A 19,557-nucleotide genomic window follows, 5' to 3' on the forward strand; every position below is an offset into this window, starting at 1 on the left:
GCGGATCGGTCAGCCCTGGACCGGAACGATGGTGATTTCGACCCGGCGGTTCTGCGCGCGCCCGGCTTCGGTGTCGTTGCTGGCGATCGGGCGCGTCTCGCCCGCACCGACCACCATCATCCGCTGCTGGAGGATGCCCTTGCTGCCCAGGTAGGCGGCGACGGCGTTCGCGCGTTCCATCGACAGTTGCTGGTTGTAGGCATCGGTGCCGACGTTGTCGGTGTGGCCGGCGACTTCGATCACCGTCTGGTTGTACTGGTTGAGCGTGCCGGCGACGTTGTCGAGCACCGGATAGAACTGCGGCTGCAGGTTGCTCGAATCGAAAGCGAAGGTGATGTTGCCCGGCATGTTGAGGGTGATGTTGTCGCCGTTGCGCACCACGCCCACGCCGGTGCCCTGCAGGTCGCGCCGCAGCGCGGCTTCCTGGCGATCCTGGTAGGCGCCGATGCCGCCACCGGCCAGGCCGCCGATACCGGCCCCGACCAGTGCGCGCTGGCGGCGCTCGACCGCGTCGTGACCGCTGAGCAGCCCGGCGACGGCGCCGATGCCGGCACCAATCAGCGCGCCTGTGCGGGTGTGGTTGGGATCATTGGGGTCGCTGGTCTGGCCGGTGTAGGTGGCGCAACTGGACAGCGCGATGGCGCCGGCCAGGGAGGCAACGAGGGCGGTGGTGGCGAGCTTGCGCATGGGGACTTCCTCTATGTTGCGTGGGCGGCCCGAAGACCTGAATACGCGACGCAAGGTAGTGCCCCGCCTGTCTCCGGGCAGTGACGGTGGCGTCGACCGTTCAGCCTCCGGTCTGCGTGACCCGGGCGCCGGCGGGACCCGGGTCCACGCGCGGGGCGACCACGCCCTCCACCAGCAGGGTCGCGAACGCCTCGGCCTCGAGCGGGAAGCTGTAGTAATAGCCCTGGATCTCGTGGCAGCCGTGCGCCTGCAGCGCACGGGCCTGGGCCGTGGTTTCGACCCCTTCGGCGACCACCTGCGCATCCAGCGCGCGCGCCATCGCGATGATGGCCTGCACCACCGCGTCCTGGCGGGCGTCACCGGGCAGCCGGCTGACGAAGGATTGATCGATCTTCAGCATCTGGAAGCGGTACTGCAGCAGGTAGCGCAGGCTCGAGTAGCCGGTGCCGAAGTCGTCCAGCGCGATCTGGACGCCCAGTGCGTCCAGTCCCTGGATCAACAGCTGCGCGCGGACCTCGTCGGCGAACATCTGGCTTTCGGTGAATTCGATCTGCAGGTATTCCGGCGCCAGTGCGGTGGCATCGAGCGTTCCGCGGACGTGGGCCAGCAGGCGTTCGGCATCGAAGCGCGCGAGCGACACGTTCACCGACACCGGCATTGGCGGCAGCCCCATCAGCTGCCAATCGCGGTTCTGCCGGCAGGCCGCGCGCATCACCCATTCGTCGAGCGCGGTGATCAAGCCGCTCTCTTCCGCCACCGGGATGAACTCGGCCGGCATCGCCATGCTGCCGTCGGGACGGCGCCAGCGCACCAGCGCTTCCATGCCGGTGATGCGCCCCTCCGGGTAACGCACCTTGGGCTGGTAGGCGAGGAACAACTCGTCGTGCTCGAGTGCGTGCCGCAGTTGGCTTTCGAGTTCGAGCCGGCTTCCGGCCTGGTCGCTCATGGCGTTGGAGAAATAGCTGTACTGGTCGCGCCCGGAACGCTTGGCGTGGTACAGCGCGGTGTCGGCCTGCATCAGCAGCGAGCGTGCATCGCTGGCATCCTGCGGGAACAAGGCGATGCCGATGCTCAGCGACACGTGCAGCCGCTGCCCGTCCGCGACCACCGGCTCGCGCATCGCGCGCAACATCTTGTCGGCCACGCGCGCGGCGTCGCGCGGGTCGCCCAGGCGGTCGAGCAGCACCACGAACTCGTCGCCGCCCTGGCGGCTGACCGTGTCGTCGTCGCGCACGCAGGCCACCAGCCGGCGCGAGACCTCCTGCAGCACCAGGTCGCCGACCTGGTGGCCAAGCGAGTCGTTGATGGTCTTGAAGTGGTCCAGGTCGATGAACAGCACCGCACCGGCGTTGCCGCCGAAGCCACCGGCGATCGCCGCCAGCGCATGCGACAGGCGATCGTGCAGCAGCACCCGGTTGGGCAGGTCGGTCAGGTAGTCGTGCTGCGCCAGGTGCGACATCTTCACCGCCATCATGCGCAGCTCGCTGATGTCGCGGAACACCATCACGCCGCCAACCACCTGGCCGGAACTGTCGTGGATCGGCGCCGCCGAATCCTCGATCGGCGTCTCGGCGCCGTCGCGCCGGCGCAGCGCGATGTCGCTCTGCAGCGCCACGGTGCGATCGTCGCGGATCGCGATCCGCAGCGGCGACAGCGGCGCGTCGCCGCGGGCCAGGTCGATCAGTCGCAGGACTTCGTCGATCGGCCTGCCGGTGGCTTCGGCCTCGGTCCAGCCGGTCATCGCCTCGGCCACCGGGTTGAGCAGGGTGACGCGCAGGTCGCGATCGCAGACCAGGACCGCGTCGCCAATCGAGTCGAGGGTGACCTGGATGCGTTCCTTTTCCTCGAAGAGCGCGCGCTCGGCGGCCTTGCGCTCGCTGATGTCGTGGGCCAGCACGAAGTAACCGCAGACCGCGCCATCGCGGAACTGCGGCACGTATTCCACCGATGCGTCGCGGCCGGCGATCGTGAGTTCGAAACGCACGGTTTCCCCCGCGAGCGCGCGTTGCACCGGGCCCGACAGGCGCTCGGCATCGGCTGCACCCAGCATCTGCGCGGTGGTTTGGCCGATGAAATCGGATGCGGGGCGTCCAAACCACGCCTGGAACTGGCTGTTGACCAAGGTATAGCGGCGGTCGATGTCGAGCTGCCCGATCAATGCAGGCACGTTGTCGACCAGTTGCTGAAGGCGCTCGCGGGCCCGTAGCAGCGCCGTACGCGCGGCCGCCCGTTTTTCCTGCAGCACGCTCACCAGCATCGGCGGGATGACCGCCAGGCTGCTGTAGAAGGCGAACTCGAAAAAGCCGATCCCGGCCACAGCGGTGAACCGCCCTGCCTCGTGCGCCTCCAGGTAGCGATGCATCAGGACGACGGTGAGGTTCGCCAGCAGGCACTCGATCGCGGTCCCGAGGATGCCGACCCGGAAGGCGGCGTACAGCAGCGGCAGCATCAGCAGCACGAAAGGCTGCGTGCTGGTCAACACGGCGACGACGCTCACGGCCAGCGTCAGCAGGGTGATCATCGCCAGCCTGCCGCGCTGCTCGCGCTGGAACAGCGCCTTGATGCGCTCGGGCGAAGCGGCCAGCACCAGCGGCAGCAGGACGATCATCCCGAATGCGTTGCCGACCCACCAGGCGACCAGGGCATCGATGTAGCGCACCCCGAGCGCCAGATGGCTGACCCAGGCCCCGATGCCGGCGCCTGCCGCCGGCGCGACCAGCACCGTCACCAGCACCAGCCAGGCGATCCGCGAGAACGCCTGCAACGTGTCCGGTCCGACCCGCAGCCGGCGCAGCAATGCATAGGCCAGCGCCAGTTCCAGCAGGCGCGGGGCAGCGATCGCCATCGCCGCGAACAGTGGCCTGCCTGCCAGCGTCGAGGCCAGCATCATCGCCAGGTAGCCAAGCACCAGGTACAGGCCCGCAGCGGCGGCGCCCACCTGGCGCCGCACCATCACCCCGAGCAGCAGTGCCCCGCCGAGACGAAGGCCAGCTCCGCTGCGGGGCTGCCACACCAGCAAGGCGGTGCCCAGGCTGATGGCGAAGAATGCCAGCGCGGACCAGGCCGCGGCGGCGAACTCGCCCCGCAATGGCGCGTAAGGAGATGGCGCGCGCGTCTGCATGTCCGCGATGGCCCTGTCGGTTCCTGCGGGCGACCTGCGGGCAGTATGCGCCCCGGCCGCGGGAGGTCGGCAACGACGGGGCTCAGTCCTCCACGAAGCGCACGCGGCGCGTGATCGAGCACACCGGCTCGTAGCCGATCGTGCCCGCGGCGGCGGCGATGGTTTCGACCGGCAGCGGATCGCCCCACAGCACCACCGGATCGCCCGGTCGCGCGTCGGGCTGCGTCCGCAGGTCGATCGTCATCAGGTCCATCGACACCCGGCCGACGATCGCGGCACGCGCGCCATTGACCAGCACCGGCGTGCCGGCGGGCACCCGGCGCGGATAACCGTCGCCGTAGCCGATCGCCGCGACCCCCACCGGCATGTCCTCCGGGCACTCCCAGGTGGCTGAATAGCCGATGCGCTCGCCACGGCGGATCCGGTTGACCGCGATCAGCCGCGTCGCCAGCGTCATCGCCGGGCGCAGGTCGAAGTCCGCGCCGGTGGTGCCCTCGACGACGGAGATCCCGTACAGCGCGCCGCCGGGGCGCACCCAGTCGAAATGCGCATCCGGCCAGCCCAGCACCGCCGCCGAATTGGCCAGCGACCGCGCGCCGGGCAGGCCCGCGGTGGCTTCGGCGAAGACGCGCAATTGCTCGCGCGTCTGCCGGCCGTGGGACGCGCTGCCGATGAATTCGTCGGAGCTGGCGAAGTGGTTCATCAGGACGATGTCGGCATCCACCGCAGGCGCCGCCTGCAGGCGCGCATGGGCCTCGCGCACGTCTTCGGGCGCGAAGCCCAGACGATGCATGCCGGTATCGAGCTTGAGCCAGCAGCGGATCGGCGTTCCCGGCGCCGCCTGCTCGAGCATCTGCAGCTGCGAGGCGTGGTGGACGACGGTTTCGACGTTGAGCCGTCGCAACTGGCCGATGTCCTCGGCGTCGTTGAACCCGGACAGCAGCACCACCGGCTGCGACAATCCCGCCGCGCGCAGCCGCTCCGCGTCGCTCAACGCGGCCACCCCGAACGCATCGGCGCCGGACAGCGCACGCGCCACGCGCTCCAGGCCGTGGCCATAACCGTCGGCCTTCACCACCGCCATCACCCGGCTGTTGGGGGCCCGGCGCCGCACCTGCGACAGGTTGTGGCGCAGCGCATCGGTATGGACGGTGGCGGAAGTCGGTCGGGCCATGTGGCTAGTTTACGGGCGTCGCCGACTTCCGGCGCGCTGTCCACGGCCTCCCGGCACGGCGAATCCTGACGGCCACCCACGCTCGTCCAATTGCATCCGTGCGGCAATGACCCTAGTCTCGCCAGTGTTTCCAGGGAGGGGACTTCAATGGCAATGGATTTGCCGGGCGCAAGGCCACGGGTCTTTCGCTCGCGTCGTTCAGGCGATCACGTTCGGCGCCGAGGCCTGCATGCAGGCCGACGCCTGGTCCCGCATCCCGCCGCTGCCCGCGCGACGCTCCTACGGGTACTGCTGATCGCGTCGATCTCCTTGTCCATCGGCGGATGTGCGCACGCCATGCCCAGAGCCAACCAGCCTGTATCTGGAGGCGATCGCGTGAATGCCAATGAATTCCCTCTACGCTTCAATGACCACGATTTCGATGCACTTTGTTACAACACCATCGGATGCCGTGTGTCATATGCCGGCACCATTGAAGTCAACGAGCCGCCCGACGTCGTGTCGCCTCCACCGTTATCGGCAGACTACCGAAAGCACTGGGGGTTCGCGAGCCATGTCGGCATTCGAAATTTCCCGCCGCCGGCATTCGTCGAATGGAAGTCACTGGACGGCGTGCCTCACGAAGCGCATATCGACATCGGCGCGATCTTCAAGGACGAGTTGGTGTTACACCATGTTCCGCTCGATGAGATTCCTAAACGCACTGCGGCAACCCCCGGGGGTCCTGGCATTTTTCTGGAAGTGAATGACCGGACGATCAGCGTCTATATGCAATCGACGATCGCACTCAAGGATTTGCCAACGCGAAGGAGCGCTTTCGTGAACGAGCTCAATCTCGCCTGGACCCACACCTACTAGCGCCCAAGGAACCCAACATGGCCAAGGATTGGCTGGCTGGGAGCGACGGAAAGCAAAGCAACGGTGAAGTTGCCTACTACGCCGCCGATGCCCACGATCTGGCGACATACCGTGAAGCGCGACTTCGACTGGAACAGTTGCGCGTACCGCTGCTCATTGACCATCGAAATGCCCACGAACGGCTATTCATCGCAGCATTCGACGGCACAGGCGACGATGCTAGCCGAGACAAACTTCACAAGACCAACATCGGCTTGATCAGCGAACAGGTCAATGATCTGAAGCGTTCCGGCGACGATGCGATCGCCATTGCATACATCGCCGGCCCCGGCACGGAGCATTCGCCGGTTTCGCGTGCCCTTGATGGAGCCCTTGGATACACATATGACCAGCGCGTGGCAGCCGTGTACGCGAAGCTCATGCGTCAGGCGGCAATGTGGTTGGCTGAAGATCCCGAGGCTCGAATCCGAGTCCTGGACATCGGCTTTAGTCGTGGCGCGGAACAGGCGGCCGGCTTTGCGCGGATGGTCGATGAGCGCGGTATCGAGGATTGGACAGGAAACGACGGCAACGATCTCGACCAAAGCCGCCGGTTGATGACGGCGCCGAAAAAGCCACCTCTGGTCCCACCTGGTGAAATAGCCCAGGCCGTCGCCCTCTTCGATCCCGTCGGCACCGGCGTCCCACGACTCCACGATCGGCGCCTGCCGCCTTCGGTTCTTTCGGGATTCCAGGTGACGGCGGAAGACGAACACCGCGGGCTGTTCAAATCGACCAGCGAAATTGACCAGGGCGTCAGCAGCGACGGCCGCTTCCTGGGAGTAATGACGGCCGGCGCCCACACCGATGTCGGCGGCGGCGACACACACGATGGGCTGTCGATCCGCTCGGGCAACCTGATGATCGATTACATCAACGCCTTGAGCGATACGCCCTTCCTGGCCAAGCAGGCCGAGCCCGGCGGGACCGCCATGAATGTCGTCCACCGTTCCGACGAAGGGATGCTGCTGTACCGCCTGTGGCCAAAAATCGACCGGCGCCTGCCGTCGGGTGTCGTCGAAACCCTCGCGCCGCCTGCCGTCTGCCGGGTGGTCCCGGATTGTCGGAACGCCGAGCCGCGCGACCCATTGCTGGCTTCGCGGTTCGAGTTCAGGGCGGTGCCAATCGGCGATCTCCCGGAACCATCGCCCCCGGTTGCAAGCCGGCTCGCGGCAGCGCTTCCGCAACCGGGAAGTCCCGATCATGCGCTGCTGCGGCAAAGCATAAGGGCGGTGCACCAGCTCGAATCCAGGCTTGGCCGCGTTCCCGACCTGTCCAGCGATCGCCTCGCCGCCGCTGTATCGGTGTCCGCGCGGGAGGCGGGGTTCGAGCGCGTCGATCACGTTCTGCTCGACGACACCGGCATGCGTGCGTTCGTCGTCCAGGGAGGGTTGGATTCCCCGTTCCGGCAGTCGATCCGGATCGGGACCCAATCGGCGGTCACGACGCCCGTCGGCGACAGCCTCGCGCAACTCGAGCGCTTGCGTACGCCATCGCGCCAGCACGGCGCCACTGCGGTCGCGACCGGCTTGCCCATGGATGAAGCCAGGGCGCCAGCGATGGCGCGATGAGGACGGTGTGCGTCGCTCGCCGAAATGCTTGCTTTCCCAATCGCGCTGTCGCCTGCTCCTGCTTATTCGAAGCTGCCCACCGAGTCGTGGGCGAGGTTGTCGAAGCGGGTGTATTCGCCGAAGAACTTCAGCTTGATCGATCCTGTGGGGCCGTTACGCTGCTTGCCGATGATGATTTCGGCCAAGCCCTTGTCGGGCGAATTGTCCTTGTTGTAGTAATCGTCGCGGTAGATGAAGACGATCACGTCGGCGTCCTGCTCGATGGCGCCGGACTCGCGCAGGTCGGCCATCACAGGGCGCTTGTCGGTCCGGGTTTCCAGCGAGCGGTTCAGCTGCGACAGCGCGATCACCGGCACGTTGAGTTCCTTGGCCAGCGCCTTGAGCGAGCGTGAGATCTCGGAGATCTCGGTCGCGCGGTTCTCGCTGTTGCCCGGCACCGCCATCAGCTGCAGGTAGTCAATGACGATCAGGCCCAGGTCGTGCTCGCGCTTGAGGCGGCGCGCCTTGGCGCGCAGCACTTCGGGCGACAGCGCCGGGGTATCGTCGATGAAGATCTTGGACTCGCGCAGCATCCGGATCGCGCTGGTGACGCGGCTCCAGTCCTCGTCCTCGAGCTGGCCGGTGCGCAGGCGGGTGGCATTGACGCGGCCATTGGAGGAGATCAGGCGCAGCGCCAGCTGCGACGAGGACATTTCCATCGAGAACACGGCGACCGCTTTCTTGGTCTTGATCGCCGAGTACTCGGCCATGTTCAGCGCCAGGGTCGTCTTGCCCATCGCCGGGCGCGCCGCGAGGATGATCAGGTCGGTCGGCTGCAGGCCGGCCGTCATCTCGTCGAACTCGGTGTAGCCGGTCGGAAGCCCGGTGATCGAGCCGCCGCTGGCGTGGCGCGTCTGCAGGACGTCGAAGGCCTCGATCAGCGCCTTGGTGACCGGCACGAAGTCGCTGCGCCCGCGCGCGCCGGCTTCGGCGATCGCGAACACCTGCTGCTCGGCGCTGGCGAGGATCTCGCCGCTCTCGCGGCCATCGGGCTGGAAGCCGTCGTTGACGATGCCTGTACCGACTTCGATCAGCTGCCGCAGTACCGCCTTGTCGCGGACGATGTCGGCATAGGCGGTGATGTTGGCGGCCGAGGGCGTGGTGCTGGCCAGTTCGACCAGGTAGGCGCCACCGGCGACCTGCTCGCCGAGGTTCTGCGACTCGAACCATTCGCCGAGGGTGACGGCGTCGTAGGGCCGGTTCTTTTCGGCCAGTTCGCGGATGGCGCGGAAGATCAGCTGGTGGTCGCGGCGATAGAAGTCCGAATCGACCAGCAGGTCGGCGATGCGATCGTAGGCGTCGGGTGCGAGCATCAGCCCGCCGAGCACCGCCTGCTCGGCCTCGACCGACTGCGGTGGTACGCGCAACTGCTCGATGCGGTGGTCGGCGCGGCTCTGGAAAGCCTGATCGGCACGAAGCCCCTGGCGCGCGCTCATCCCTGCTGTCTCTCCCCGTGCCGGATCGTCGATGCGATCGGTGTGCTGCAATCGAAGGGGCATGCTAGTCGTCCACGCCGTTGGGGTGTTGCAGATAAGACTGTGGATAACCGGTGGGCATCGCAGGAAGTGCGACAGCGATGGCGCTTGCTATTCCATGCCTGCTGTGGGCCAAAACAAAAACGGGCGCCTTCCGGCGCCCGTTCGTTGCAGCGATTGCAGCGTGCGATCAGGCCGCTTCGGCCTGCACGACCACCTTGACCGGGATCTCGACGTCCGCGTGCAGGTGCACGATGACTTCGGTTTCGCCGATGTGGCGGATCGCGCCTTCGCCCATCACCACTTCCGACTTCTCGACCGGCGTGCCGAGCTTGGTCAGCGCCTCGGCGATGTCGCGCGGGCCGACCGAGCCGTACAGCTTGCCTTCGGTCGATGCATTGGCGTAGATCGTGACGGTCGCGTCCGCGAGCTTGGCGCGACGCGATTCGGCCTCGCCCAGGCTCGCCTGTGCCTTGGCTTCGTAGTCGGCGCGCTTGGCCTCGAACTCGGCCAGGTTGGCCGGGGTCGCCGGCACGGCCTTGCCCTTGGGGACGAGGAAGTTGCGGCCATAACCCGGCTTGACGTTGACCTTGTCGCCAAGGTTGCCGAGGTTGGTGACTTTCTGCAGCAGGATCAGTTCCATGGTGTTGCTCCGTATTCGTTAGCGGCGCGCATCGGCGCCGCAACGGGTGCTGTCCGAATGGACGGGTGGCTTGCCCTCACACCTGCCCTCTCCCGCGCGCGGTCGAGGGGATGCAGTGTCCTCGCTGCGCGAGGACGCGTGCTCAGGCGTTGTGGTTGTCGGTGTACGGCAGCAGGGCCAGGAACCGCGCGCGCTTGACGGCGTCGGCCAGTTGGCGCTGGTAGCGGGACTTGGTGCCGGTGATGCGGCTGGGGACGATCTTGCCGGTCTCGGTCAGGTTCTGGCGCAGGGTGTTGAGATCCTTGTAGTCGATCTCTTTCACGCCCTCGGCGGTGAACTTGCAGAACTTGCGGCGGCGGAAGAACTTGGACATTGGAATGCTCCTAGATTAGGCGAGAGGCTCAGGCGGCTTCGGCGGTGTCGTTGGCGGACTCGGCGGTGCCGATCGCACCTTCGTTCTCGTCACGGCGGCGGCGCTCGCCACGCTCGGGCTTGTCGCCCTTCTCGTCCTTGTTCTTCATGATCAGCGACTGCTCGGTCACCGCGTCGTCGCGGCGCATCACCAGGTGGCGAAGCACGGCGTCGTTGAAGCGGAAGCTGTCGACCAACTCGTTCAGCACGACCTGGTCGGCCTCGATGTTGAACAGCACGTAGTGGGCCTTGACCAGGTTGTCGATCGGGTACGCCGTCTGGCGGCGGCCCCAGTCTTCCAGGCGGTGGATCTTGCCGCCGCCGTTCTCGATCAAGCCCTTGTAGCGCTCGATCATGGCCGGCACCTGCTCACTCTGGTCCGGGTGGACCAGGAACACGATTTCGTAATGACGCATGGGTCTTTGTTCCTTCTGGATGGGGCCAGCTCGCATGGATGCGATCAGGCCGGACAGCCCCCCGTCGCCTGGATGCCAGCCGCGGTGGAGCAAGGTTCCTGCAGCAGGGCCGCAGGAAGCCGGTAATTTTGGCAGGTCAATGGGTTAGGCGCAATTGCGCCAGGAATCAGCTATCCGTAGCCCGCGTAAGCGAAGCGCACCCGGGGCGCGCGTCGCGCGGGCGGGAACCCCGAGGCCGTAGGGGGCAGGATGACCATGGTCCCCGGGTGCGGCCTTCGGCCTTACCCGGGCTACGGTCGCTCACCCGGGCTCACGGGACTAGGGTCTTACGCCTTCCCCGCCTTCCTGGCGGCGATCCAGGCGTCGATGTGCCGCTCCAGCGCATCCAGCGGCACCGAGCCGGTCTCCAGCACGGCGTCGTCGTACTCGCGCAGGTCGAACTTCGGCCCAAGCTCGGCCTTGGCCTTGTCGCGCAGCTGCGAAATCTTCATCTGCCCGATCTTGTAGGCCAGCGCCTGCGCCGGCGTGCCAATGTAGCGGTCGACCTCGTTGACGATGTCCTGGTCGGTCTTGGGCGCGTTGTCCTTGAAGTAGGCGATCGCCTTCTCCCGGCTCCAGCCCATCGAATGCATGCCGGTGTCCACGACCAGCCGCACCGCCCGCCACATCTCGTAGGTCAGCTGGCCGAAATGGTCGTAGGGATCGTCGTACAGGCCCATCGGGTAGCCCAGCTGCTCGGCGTACAGGCCCCAGCCTTCGCCATAGGCGACGAAGTACGCCGTGCGGCGGAACATCGGCGCATCCGGCAGTTCCAGCCCGCGAGCGAACTGGAAGTGGTGGCCCGGCACCGACTCATGCAGCGTCAGCGGCATCATTTCCCAGGTCGGCCGCACTTCCGGCTTGTACAGGTTGACGTAGTAATAGCCCGGCCGGCTGCCGTCGCTCGCGCCCGGCTGGTAGTAGGCGGTGGTGGTGTCGGGGGCGATGTTGTCCGGGATCGGGCGCACGCCGTACGGCAGGCGCGGGATGGTCTTGAAGACCTTCACCAGTTCCGGATCGATGCGCTTGGCCAATGCGCGGTAGTGCGTGAGCAGCGCCTCAGGCGTCTTCTCGAAGAACTTCGGATCGCTGCGCAGATAGGTGAAGAACTCCGGCATCGTGCCCTTGAAGCCGGTCTCGTCCTTGACCTTCTCCATCTCGGCGCGGATGCGCGCGACTTCCTTCAGGCCGATCGCGTGGATCTGCGCGGCACTGAGGTCGGTGGTCGTGTAGTAGCGCGCGAGGAAGTCGTAATAAGCCTTGCCGTTGGGGAGATCCGACGCGGCGATCGAATCGCGCGCCTTCGGCAGGTACTCGCCGTTGAAATACGCCGCCAGCTTCTGGTACGCCGGGATCAGCTGCTCGCGGATGGTCCGCTGGGCACCCGCCTGCAGCGCGGCGCGATCGGCCTGCGGGATCGCGTCACTGAAATGCAGGAACGGCCGGTAGAACGGGCTCTTCGTGGGGTCGTCGACGATCTGCGCGGCGATCTGCGCCGGCACGCGCTGCATCAGCACCTTTGGCGGCACGTTGCCGGCCTTGACGCCTTCGCGCATCAGCGCGATCGACTGATCCACCAGCGTCGGAATCGCCTGCATGCGCTTGAGCCAGTCCCGATAGTCCTTGGTGCTGGCGAATGGCAGCACCTCGGCCAGTCCGTCGGCCGTCTGCACACCGCCCTGGTGGCTGACCGGCTGGAGGTATTCGTGGAACTGCTGGCGCTCGACGGCGCGCTCGAGTTGCCACTGGAAGGTGTCGTAATTGAGCTGGTCGGCGGCCGACAACGCCTTGCGATCGATCGCCTTGAGCTTCGCCAGCGCAGCGCGGTCCTCGCCTTCGCGCTTGGCGATGGCGGCCAGGCTCATGTCGGTCCAGCGGTCGTTGAAGCGGTTGTCGCCATTGTTGCTGGCGTTTTCGGGCGACTCGACCAGACCGCGTTCCCATTCGTCGGCGAACAGCTTGTGCAGGGTGGCCGCCGGATCGGACGACTGCGCGCGGACCGGTGCGGCGGTCAACACCGCCGCCGCGCCAAGGGCCATCAGGAACGAACGGATCATCGACGCCTCTCCCCGTGGTGGACGCCCGAGTGTAGGGCGGGTTTCAACCCGCCGTCATCGCTCGATGGTCACAGTTCGCGCCATAGGCGTTGCGTCGAACCGGAAGGCAGCCGACGGCGCGCCGGAAGACGCAGACGGCGGGTTGAAACCCGCCCTACGCCACGGTGGCCATCGAACAGGCGTGCCGCGGACGATCAACCATCCGCCTGACGGAGTGAACGGAAGTCGCTGGATCCCCGCCTTCGCGGGAATGACGGATCAGGCCGCGCGTTCGGCGTCCGTGGTGAAGCTTTCCCCGCAGCCGCATTCGGCGGCGACATTGGGATTGCGGAACACGAACTGCTCGTTCAGACCATCCTTGATGAAGTCGATCTGCGTGCCATCGACCAGCGCCAGGCTGTCGGCGTCGACCCGGATGCGCACGCCGTCCTGTTCGAACACGGTGTCGCCTTCCCGTTCGTCGCGGGCCAGATCGACGGCATAACCCCACCCGGAGCACCCGGTGCGACGGACGCCGAAGCGCAAACCAATCGCCGCCGGTGTTTCGGCGAGGAAGCCACGGATGCGTTCGAGTGCGGCGGGGGCGAGCGTGATCATCCGGCGATTATAGGCGGCTACCGGAGCCGTATTCTGGATGTCGCCTGTCCGGCCTCCGGGCCTGTCGCGCCGCCCGCCCCGGGCAACGCAACGAAGCCCGGGGGCACGTCGCGCTAAACTGAGCGCTTCATCCGACACGTCCGCCGGCGGTCGCCGCCGGCACACACAGGCCACAGGATCAGCATGACAACGGTCAGCGTCGACCACGCGCTCGCGGGCAAACTGCCGATCGGCGGCGAAATCACCGTCCGCGGCTGGGTCCGCACCCGCCGCGACTCCAAGGCGGGGCTGTCGTTCGTCAATGTCAGCGACGGCTCGTGCTTCGCCCCGATCCAGGTCGTGGTCCCGGCCACGCTGCCCAATTACGAAAGCGAAGTGAAGCGTCTCACTGCCGGCTGCTCGGTGATCGCCAGCGGCACCCTGGCGCCGTCGCAGGGCCAGGGCCAGAGTTTCGAGATCCAGGCCGACCGGATCGAGGTCGTGGGCTGGGTCGAGGATCCGGAAACCTATCCGATCCAGCCCAAGGCGCATTCGCTGGAATTCCTGCGCGAGGTCGCGCACCTGCGCCCGCGCACCAACCTGTTCGGCGCGGTGACCCGCATCCGCAACTGCCTGGCGCAGGCGGTGCATCGGTTCTTCCACCACAACGGCTTCTGCTGGATCAGCACGCCGATCATCACCACCTCCGACGCCGAAGGCGCCGGACAGATGTTCCGCGTCTCGACCCTGGACCTGGCCAACCTGCCGCGCGGCAAGGACGGCGCGGTGGACTTCTCGCGCGACTTCTTCGGCAAGGAAACCTTCCTCACCGTCTCCGGCCAGCTCAATGTCGAGGCCTACTGCCTGGCGCTGAGCAAGGTGTACACCTTCGGGCCGACGTTCCGCGCCGAGAACAGCAACACCACGCGCCACCTCGCCGAGTTCTGGATGATCGAGCCGGAGGTTGCGTTCGCCGACCTCGCCGCCAACGCCGAGCTTGCCGAGGACTTCCTCAAATACCTCTTCCGCGCGGTCCTGCACGAGCGCATGGACGACCTGGCCTTCATCGCCGAGCGCGTGCAGAAGGATGCGATCACGCGCCTGGAGGCCTTCGTCAACGCGCCCTTCGAGCGCATCGACTACACCGACGCGATCGCGCTGCTGCAGAAGTCCGGGCAGAAGTTCGAATTCCCCGTCGAATGGGGCCTGGACCTGCAGACCGAGCACGAGCGCTGGCTGACCGAGCAGCATGTCGGCCGCCCGGTTGTGGTGACCAACTACCCCGAGCACATCAAGGCGTTCTACATGCGCCTGAACGATGATGGCAAAACCGTCGCCGCGATGGACGTGCTGGCGCCGGGCATCGGCGAGATCATCGGCGGCAGCCAGCGCGAGGAGCGGCTGGACGTGCTGGACCAGCGCATGGCGCAGTTCGGGCTGGATGCGGAACACTACGGCTGGTATCGCGATTTCCGCCGTTACGGTTCGGTGCCGCATGCCGGCTTCGGCCTGGGCTTCGAGCGCCTCGTGGTCTACGTCTGCGGGTTGTCGAACATCCGTGATGCGCTGCCCTACCCGCGCGCGCCCGGCCAGGCGGAGTTCTGATCGATGAGCGCCGATACCATCCTGTTCTTCGCCTTGTTGTTCGTCGCCATCGCAATCGCCGGCGCGACCGCGTTCGTGATCTTCTGGCCATTGACGCTGGTGCATGTGCGCGACCGCCAGCCAGGAATCGGCGCAGAACTGGGCACCGGCAACTTCCTCAAGCCGTCGGCGCTGTGGTGGCTGTTGCGCGGCGGATACCGGAGCGTCCGCGACCCGGCGCTCAGCGGGCTGGCAACGCCGGCACGGATCTCGCTGCTGGTGATCTTCCTGGGCCTGTCGCTTGCCGGATTGCTGTGGCTGCTGTCGCTGGTCGCCGGCGCATGAGCCTTCGCATGCTCCATGGCGCCACGGATGGCCGTCTCCACGTACCGGGGCCGGTTTGCGTTGCGGTGCGTAAGCGCTCGGAGATCAGCGGATGAACGACTCAGCGAATTCCGGGCAATGGTGGTTGGCCACGGTCGGCCACAACCTGGTGTGGGCGCGACTGCGGGTTCGCGAAGCCGGCACTGCCGAGGTGTTCGACAGTGACGGCAACACGCTCAGCTATGACAGCGAGGACACCGCGCGCGCGTCGCTGATGGATGCCGAATTCGTCGCCTGGGACGGGCTCGACGAGGCAGACGCCAATGCGCGCGGATTCTCCCTGGAAGAAGTGAGTCCTCCGCGTGGAGGCAGTGACGATGCCTTGCGGCCCCAGATGTTCCAGTCGCTGGATCGGCGCCGCTGGACGTCGTCCGACCGCGATCCGGAGGATTGATGGACCTTGATCTCAGCGGCAGGCACGCGCTCGTCTGTGGCGCCTCCGAAGGCATCGGCCGCGCCACGGCGCACGAACTTGCGCTGCTCGGCGCCGACGTGACCGTGCTGGCGCGCCGCGCGGACGTGCTGCGGGACGTCGTTGCGGCGCTGCCGCGGCGTGGTGCCCAGCAGCACGGCTGGATCTCCGCCGACATGTCGCAGACGGCGACCTTCCAGCAGCAGGTCGCGGCGTTGGCCGCGGGGAGTCCTGTCCATATCCTCGTCAACAACACCGCCGGCCCGCCGGGCGGCCCGGCGCACACGGCGGACACCGCGGCCTTCCTGGACGCCTTCAACAAGCACCTGGTCGCCAACCAGACGCTTGTGCAGGCGGTGCTGCCGGGCATGCGCGCCGCCAGCTGGGGCCGCATCGTCAACGTCATCTCCACCTCAGTGAAGGAACCCATCCCCGGGCTCGGCGTGTCCAACACGATCCGCGGCGCGGTGGCCAGCTGGGCCAAGACGCTTTCGCGCGAACTGGCGCCGATGGGCATCACCGTCAACAACGTGCTGCCGGGCTACACCGACACCGCGCGGATCGCGCAGATCGTGCAGGGACGGATCCAGGCCACCGGGAAGCCGGAGCAGCAGATACTGCAGTCGATGCGCGACAACGTCCCGGCAGGCCGCTTTGCGCAGCCGGCGGAAATCGGCGGCGTGATCGCATTCCTCTGCTCCCCCGCGGCGGCGTACGTGAATGGCGTGAATCTCGCCGTCGATGGCGGGCGCATGCAGTCGCTCTGAATCCGCCGACGTGCCCGGCGGATGCCGCGCGCGTTAAGCTTGTCGGATGCGCCTTACGCACTGGATCGACGGCCAGGCCCGCGACGCGGGCGATGGCCAATGGCTCAATGTCCATGACCCCGCCACCGGACGCGCCTACGCCCAGGTCGCCCGGGGCACGGCCGGCGATGCCCGGTTGGCGGTCGAGGCCGCCGGCCGCGCATTCCCGGGCTGGTCCGCACTGCCCAGCTTCGAGCGCGCCCGCTGGCTCGAGCGACTGGCGGACGCCATCGAGGCCCGACTGGACGCCTTCGCGCAGGCCGAATCGCTGGACGGCGGCAAACCGATCACGCTGGCGCGCGATATCGAGATCCCACGCGCGATCAGCAACCTGCGTTTCTTCGCCCACGCGGCCACCCAGTTCGCCAGCGAATCGCACCATGGCCAGGCCGGCCTGAACTACACGCTGCGCCAGCCGCTGGGCGTGGTCGGCACGATTTCGCCGTGGAACCTGCCGCTCTACCTGTTCACCTGGAAGATCGCGCCGGCACTGGCCGCAGGCAATACGGTCGTCGCCAAGCCCTCGGAGGTCACGCCGCGGACGGCCTCGATGCTCGGCGAGATCGCCGCCGCGATCGGCATGCCGCCGGGCGTGCTCAACATCGTGCATGGCGTCGGTCCCGAGGTCGGCGAAGTGCTAGTCGCCGACAGCGACGTCAAGGCGGTTTCCTTCACCGGCAGCACCCAGGTCGGCCGGCGCATCGCCACGCTCGCCGCACCGCAACTGAAAAAGGTCTCGCTCGAACTGGGCGGCAAGAATCCAACGCTCGTGTTCGCCGACAGCCGCTGGCGCGAACACCTGCCGACGATCGTGCGCTCGGCATTCCAGAATTCCGGGCAGATCTGCCTGTGCGGATCGCGCATCCTAGTCGAACGGCCGATCTACGACGCCTTCCGCGACGCGCTGGTCGAGCGTGCCAATGCGCTGCGCATCGGCGAGCCCGCCGACCCCGCGACCGAGCTGGGCCCGCTGGTCTCCCAGGCGCACTTCGACAAGGTCATCGCGGCGATCGCACGGGCGCGCGACGAAGGCGGCCGGATCTGGTGCGGCGGCGAAGCCCTGCGGCGGCCGGGCTGGTTTGTCGCGCCGACGGTCATCGATGGGTTGGGCCCGGATTGCGCCAGCAACCGCGAGGAAATCTTCGGACCCGTCGCCACCCTGCAGCCGTTCGACAGCGAGGACGACGCGCTGGCACTGGCCAACGCGGTCGATTACGGCCTGTCGGCATCGATCTGGACCGGCAACCTGGACCGCGCGCATCGACTGGCCGCCGACATCCACGCCGGTATCGTCTGGATCAACACCTGGATGATGCGCGACCTGCGCACGCCCTTTGGCGGGCGCGGCCAATCCGGCCTGGGCAGCGAAGGCGGGATGGAAGCGATGCGCTTTTTCACCGAACCCAAGAATGTCGGCATCGCGCTCCAGCGCCGGTGACGACCCACGACGAACACGCACCCGGGGACCACGAATGACGGAACTGACCGAACTGCTGCGCAACAACCGCGACTGGGCCGATGCCGTGCGGCGCGAGGATCCGACGTTTTTCGAGCAGCTGTCGCAGCAGCAGGCCCCGAAGTTCCTGTGGATCGGCTGTTCGGATTCGCGCGTTCCGGCCAACCAGATCATGGGCCTGGCGCCGGGCGAGGTGTTCGTCCATCGCAACATCGCCAACGTGATGGTGCATACCGACCTCAACTGCATGTCGGTCATCCAGTTCGCGGTCGACGTGCTCAAGGTCGAGCACATCCTGGTGGTCGGCCATTACGGCTGCGGCGGCGTGCTGGCGGCATTGCAGGGCACCCGCGTCGGGCTGGCCGACAACTGGATCCGGCATGTGGGCGACGTCGCCCAGAAGCACGCCGCGCTGCTGGAGTCGGTGCCGGCCGCGCAACGCAGCGAGCGCCTGTGCGAACTCAACGCCATCGAGCAGGCCGAGAACGTCTGCCTGAGCACCGTGGTCCAGGACGCCTGGTCGCGCGGCCAGTCGCTGTCGGTGCACGGATGGGTGTACAGCCTGCACGACGGTCAGGTGCGCGAGCTCGGCATGGACGTCGAGTCGCTGGAAACGCTGCCCGTGTCCTATGCCAATGCGCTGGCGCAGGTGCAGCGACGCGGGACGGCCGCATGAGCGGCGCCGTCCATGCGGAAGCCGCGCCCAGGCCGGTCGGCGTCTATCCGCATGCGCGCCGCGTAGGGAACCTGTTGTTCCTGTCGGGCATCGGTCCACGCGATCGCCATAGCAATGCGATCCCGGGCAACGAGCTCTATGCCGACGGTCGCGTGCGCCGCTACGACATCGAGGCGCAGACCCGCGCCGTATTCGCCAACGTGCGCGCGGTGCTCGAAGCCAGCGGCGCGCGCTGGGAAGACCTCGTGGACGTGACCGTGTACCTGACCGACATGCTGCGCGACTTCCGCATCTACAACGCCGTCTGGGCCGAGTACTTCCCCGACCCCGAAACCGCGCCCTGCCGCACCACCGTCGGCATCACCGCATTGCCGACGCCGATCGCGATCGAGCTCAAGTGCACCGCGGTGCTGGGAAGCGATCGATGAAGGCGCTGGCGCTTGCATTGCTGCCCGCGCTCGTCGGCATTGGCGTCATCGCCGACGCGAGCGCCAATACCAACGCGCGTGTCAGCACTGGCGTCGGCACCAGCCCCAACGCTGGCACCAGCCCAGGCACCAACGCCATCACCAACCCGGCGGACAATCCGACGCTGGACTCCTTGTTCCGGCAGGACCAGGCCGATCGCGACGCCGCAGCCATCGACTGGCAGGCACTCGCGGCCAGGGATGCCGCGCGCCGGGCCCAGGTCGGGACGCTGCTCGACCGCGGTGAAATCCGCTCCGCGGCCGACCATTACCACGCGGCGATGGTCCTGCAGCACGGCCAAACCCTGGACGACTTCCGGCTGGCCAATGCACTGGCGACGATCGCGGTCGCCCAGGCCCCGGGCGATGCGCATTATCGCTGGCTGGCGGGCGCCAGCTGGGACCGGCTGTTGATGCGGCAGGGACAAGCGCAGTGGTACGGCACCCAGTACAAGGGCGACGCCACCCGCGGCCTTTATCTGTATCCGGTCGCGGAGGATGCCGTCACCGACGCACAGCGCAAGGCCATGGTCGGCCACACGCTGCAGGAATCGCGCGATCACGTCGCCGTGGCCGCGAAGGAAATGAACATGCCGGTGCGCACGCCGCCGCCGACCCTCGAAGAGCTGCGCCGGGAGTCGGCCACCGCCGGCAAGGACCACTGAC

At 67.2% G+C, this 19,557-nt stretch carries 19 protein-coding genes; 10 read left to right on the top strand and 9 right to left on the bottom strand.

Going from position 1 to position 19,557, the window contains the following annotated elements; genetic code table 11:
- Positions 1-9: 9 nt before the first annotated feature.
- The 3 genes from G7B67_RS02765 to alr form a co-directional block, all read right to left on the bottom strand.
- Complete coding sequence (locus G7B67_RS02765; protein ID WP_166207444.1) at positions 10-687, bottom strand: YiaD family glycine zipper/OmpA-like lipoprotein; 678 nt, start codon at positions 685-687, stop codon at positions 10-12.
- 100 nt (positions 688-787) lie between these two features.
- Complete coding sequence (locus tag G7B67_RS02770; RefSeq protein ID WP_166207447.1) at positions 788-3,808, bottom strand: bifunctional diguanylate cyclase/phosphodiesterase; 3,021 nt, start codon at positions 3,806-3,808, stop codon at positions 788-790.
- An 82-nt stretch (positions 3,809-3,890) separates the two neighbouring features.
- The gene (gene alr / locus G7B67_RS02775; RefSeq protein WP_166207450.1) at positions 3,891-4,982 is read right to left on the bottom strand and encodes an alanine racemase; all 1,092 of its coding nucleotides are present in this window, start codon (positions 4,980-4,982) and stop codon (positions 3,891-3,893) included.
- 375 nt (positions 4,983-5,357) lie between these two features.
- Here alr and G7B67_RS02780 point away from each other — a divergent pair, with 375 nt between their 5' ends.
- Entirely contained in the window at positions 5,358-5,840 is a 483-nt protein-coding gene (locus tag G7B67_RS02780) for a hypothetical protein (protein WP_243412219.1), read from the top strand.
- A 17-nt stretch (positions 5,841-5,857) separates the two neighbouring features.
- Positions 5,858-7,450, top strand: coding sequence for a T6SS phospholipase effector Tle1-like catalytic domain-containing protein (locus G7B67_RS02785; RefSeq protein WP_166207452.1), 1,593 nt, complete (start codon positions 5,858-5,860; stop codon positions 7,448-7,450).
- A 62-nt stretch (positions 7,451-7,512) separates the two neighbouring features.
- Here the strand turns inward: G7B67_RS02785 and G7B67_RS02790 are convergent, their stop codons facing one another.
- The 6 genes from G7B67_RS02790 to G7B67_RS02815 form a co-directional block, all read right to left on the bottom strand.
- A complete protein-coding gene (locus G7B67_RS02790; protein WP_166207705.1) occupies positions 7,513-8,925 on the bottom strand; it encodes a replicative DNA helicase in 1,413 nt (470 codons plus the stop codon).
- 229 nt (positions 8,926-9,154) lie between these two features.
- Positions 9,155-9,607, bottom strand: a complete 453-nt coding sequence (gene rplI, locus G7B67_RS02795; RefSeq protein WP_166207455.1) for a 50S ribosomal protein L9 — start codon at positions 9,605-9,607, stop codon at positions 9,155-9,157.
- 142 nt (positions 9,608-9,749) lie between these two features.
- Positions 9,750-9,980: a 30S ribosomal protein S18 gene (gene rpsR, locus G7B67_RS02800; protein ID WP_166207458.1), complete on the bottom strand. Its 231-nt coding sequence runs from the start codon at positions 9,978-9,980 to the stop codon at positions 9,750-9,752.
- A 28-nt stretch (positions 9,981-10,008) separates the two neighbouring features.
- On the bottom strand, positions 10,009-10,434 hold the full coding sequence (gene rpsF, locus G7B67_RS02805; RefSeq protein WP_166207461.1) for a 30S ribosomal protein S6: 426 nt from the start codon (positions 10,432-10,434) through the stop codon (positions 10,009-10,011).
- A gap of 326 nt (positions 10,435-10,760) precedes the next feature.
- Positions 10,761-12,530, bottom strand: a complete 1,770-nt coding sequence (locus G7B67_RS02810) for a DUF885 domain-containing protein (RefSeq protein WP_166207464.1) — start codon at positions 12,528-12,530, stop codon at positions 10,761-10,763.
- Positions 12,531-12,788: 258 nt separating this feature from the next.
- Positions 12,789-13,127, bottom strand: a complete 339-nt coding sequence (locus G7B67_RS02815) for a HesB/IscA family protein (protein WP_166207467.1) — start codon at positions 13,125-13,127, stop codon at positions 12,789-12,791.
- A gap of 183 nt (positions 13,128-13,310) precedes the next feature.
- Between G7B67_RS02815 and asnS the strand changes: the two genes are divergently transcribed.
- The 8 genes from asnS to G7B67_RS02855 all read left to right on the top strand — a co-directional run bounded on the left by asnS (position 13,311) and on the right by G7B67_RS02855 (position 19,556).
- On the top strand, positions 13,311-14,711 hold the full coding sequence (asnS, locus tag G7B67_RS02820) for an asparagine--tRNA ligase (protein ID WP_166207470.1): 1,401 nt from the start codon (positions 13,311-13,313) through the stop codon (positions 14,709-14,711).
- A 3-nt stretch (positions 14,712-14,714) separates the two neighbouring features.
- On the top strand, positions 14,715-15,035 hold the full coding sequence (locus G7B67_RS02825; protein WP_166207473.1) for a hypothetical protein: 321 nt from the start codon (positions 14,715-14,717) through the stop codon (positions 15,033-15,035).
- A 91-nt stretch (positions 15,036-15,126) separates the two neighbouring features.
- A complete protein-coding gene (locus tag G7B67_RS02830) occupies positions 15,127-15,468 on the top strand; it encodes a hypothetical protein (RefSeq protein WP_166207476.1) in 342 nt (113 codons plus the stop codon).
- Entirely contained in the window at positions 15,468-16,253 is a 786-nt protein-coding gene (locus G7B67_RS02835) for an SDR family oxidoreductase (RefSeq protein WP_166207479.1), read from the top strand. Before G7B67_RS02830 ends, G7B67_RS02835 begins: the two co-directional genes overlap by 1 nt.
- A gap of 46 nt (positions 16,254-16,299) precedes the next feature.
- Positions 16,300-17,730 carry an aldehyde dehydrogenase gene (locus tag G7B67_RS02840; protein ID WP_166207482.1) on the top strand — a complete coding sequence of 477 codons (1,431 nt, stop codon included), beginning with the start codon at positions 16,300-16,302 and terminating at the stop codon, positions 17,728-17,730.
- A 34-nt stretch (positions 17,731-17,764) separates the two neighbouring features.
- Positions 17,765-18,424 carry a carbonate dehydratase gene (can, locus tag G7B67_RS02845; protein ID WP_166207491.1) on the top strand — a complete coding sequence of 220 codons (660 nt, stop codon included), beginning with the start codon at positions 17,765-17,767 and terminating at the stop codon, positions 18,422-18,424.
- Positions 18,421-18,852 carry a RidA family protein gene (locus G7B67_RS02850; RefSeq protein WP_166207494.1) on the top strand — a complete coding sequence of 144 codons (432 nt, stop codon included), beginning with the start codon at positions 18,421-18,423 and terminating at the stop codon, positions 18,850-18,852. Before can ends, G7B67_RS02850 begins: the two co-directional genes overlap by 4 nt.
- A complete protein-coding gene (locus G7B67_RS02855) occupies positions 18,849-19,556 on the top strand; it encodes a hypothetical protein (RefSeq protein ID WP_166207497.1) in 708 nt (235 codons plus the stop codon). Before G7B67_RS02850 ends, G7B67_RS02855 begins: the two co-directional genes overlap by 4 nt.
- Position 19,557 lies beyond the last annotated feature (1 nt).

Source organism: Cognatiluteimonas telluris (assembly GCF_011320095.1).
GTDB lineage: Bacteria > Pseudomonadota > Gammaproteobacteria > Xanthomonadales > Xanthomonadaceae > Cognatiluteimonas > Cognatiluteimonas telluris.

What these genes read in the sequence shown, in the direction of transcription:
- G7B67_RS02810 (WP_166207464.1), bottom strand. Translation starts at nt 12,530, where the DNA reads ATGATCCGTTCGTTCCTGATGGCCCTTGGCGCGGCGGCGGTGTTGACC.
- rplI (WP_166207455.1), bottom strand. Translation starts at nt 9,607, where the DNA reads ATGGAACTGATCCTGCTGCAGAAAGTCACCAACCTCGGCAACCTTGGC.
- G7B67_RS02765 (WP_166207444.1), bottom strand. Translation starts at nt 687, where the DNA reads ATGCGCAAGCTCGCCACCACCGCCCTCGTTGCCTCCCTGGCCGGCGCC.
- can (WP_166207491.1), top strand. Translation starts at nt 17,765, where the DNA reads ATGACGGAACTGACCGAACTGCTGCGCAACAACCGCGACTGGGCCGAT.
- rpsF (WP_166207461.1), bottom strand. Translation starts at nt 10,434, where the DNA reads ATGCGTCATTACGAAATCGTGTTCCTGGTCCACCCGGACCAGAGTGAG.
- G7B67_RS02850 (WP_166207494.1), top strand. Translation starts at nt 18,421, where the DNA reads ATGAGCGGCGCCGTCCATGCGGAAGCCGCGCCCAGGCCGGTCGGCGTC.
- G7B67_RS02815 (WP_166207467.1), bottom strand. Translation starts at nt 13,127, where the DNA reads ATGATCACGCTCGCCCCCGCCGCACTCGAACGCATCCGTGGCTTCCTC.
- G7B67_RS02790 (WP_166207705.1), bottom strand. Translation starts at nt 8,925, where the DNA reads ATGAGCGCGCGCCAGGGGCTTCGTGCCGATCAGGCTTTCCAGAGCCGC.
- asnS (WP_166207470.1), top strand. Translation starts at nt 13,311, where the DNA reads ATGACAACGGTCAGCGTCGACCACGCGCTCGCGGGCAAACTGCCGATC.
- G7B67_RS02785 (WP_166207452.1), top strand. Translation starts at nt 5,858, where the DNA reads ATGGCCAAGGATTGGCTGGCTGGGAGCGACGGAAAGCAAAGCAACGGT.
- alr (WP_166207450.1), bottom strand. Translation starts at nt 4,982, where the DNA reads ATGGCCCGACCGACTTCCGCCACCGTCCATACCGATGCGCTGCGCCAC.
- G7B67_RS02835 (WP_166207479.1), top strand. Translation starts at nt 15,468, where the DNA reads ATGGACCTTGATCTCAGCGGCAGGCACGCGCTCGTCTGTGGCGCCTCC.
- G7B67_RS02855 (WP_166207497.1), top strand. Translation starts at nt 18,849, where the DNA reads ATGAAGGCGCTGGCGCTTGCATTGCTGCCCGCGCTCGTCGGCATTGGC.
- G7B67_RS02825 (WP_166207473.1), top strand. Translation starts at nt 14,715, where the DNA reads ATGAGCGCCGATACCATCCTGTTCTTCGCCTTGTTGTTCGTCGCCATC.
- rpsR (WP_166207458.1), bottom strand. Translation starts at nt 9,980, where the DNA reads ATGTCCAAGTTCTTCCGCCGCCGCAAGTTCTGCAAGTTCACCGCCGAG.
- G7B67_RS02770 (WP_166207447.1), bottom strand. Translation starts at nt 3,808, where the DNA reads ATGCAGACGCGCGCGCCATCTCCTTACGCGCCATTGCGGGGCGAGTTC.
- G7B67_RS02840 (WP_166207482.1), top strand. Translation starts at nt 16,300, where the DNA reads ATGCGCCTTACGCACTGGATCGACGGCCAGGCCCGCGACGCGGGCGAT.
- G7B67_RS02830 (WP_166207476.1), top strand. Translation starts at nt 15,127, where the DNA reads ATGAACGACTCAGCGAATTCCGGGCAATGGTGGTTGGCCACGGTCGGC.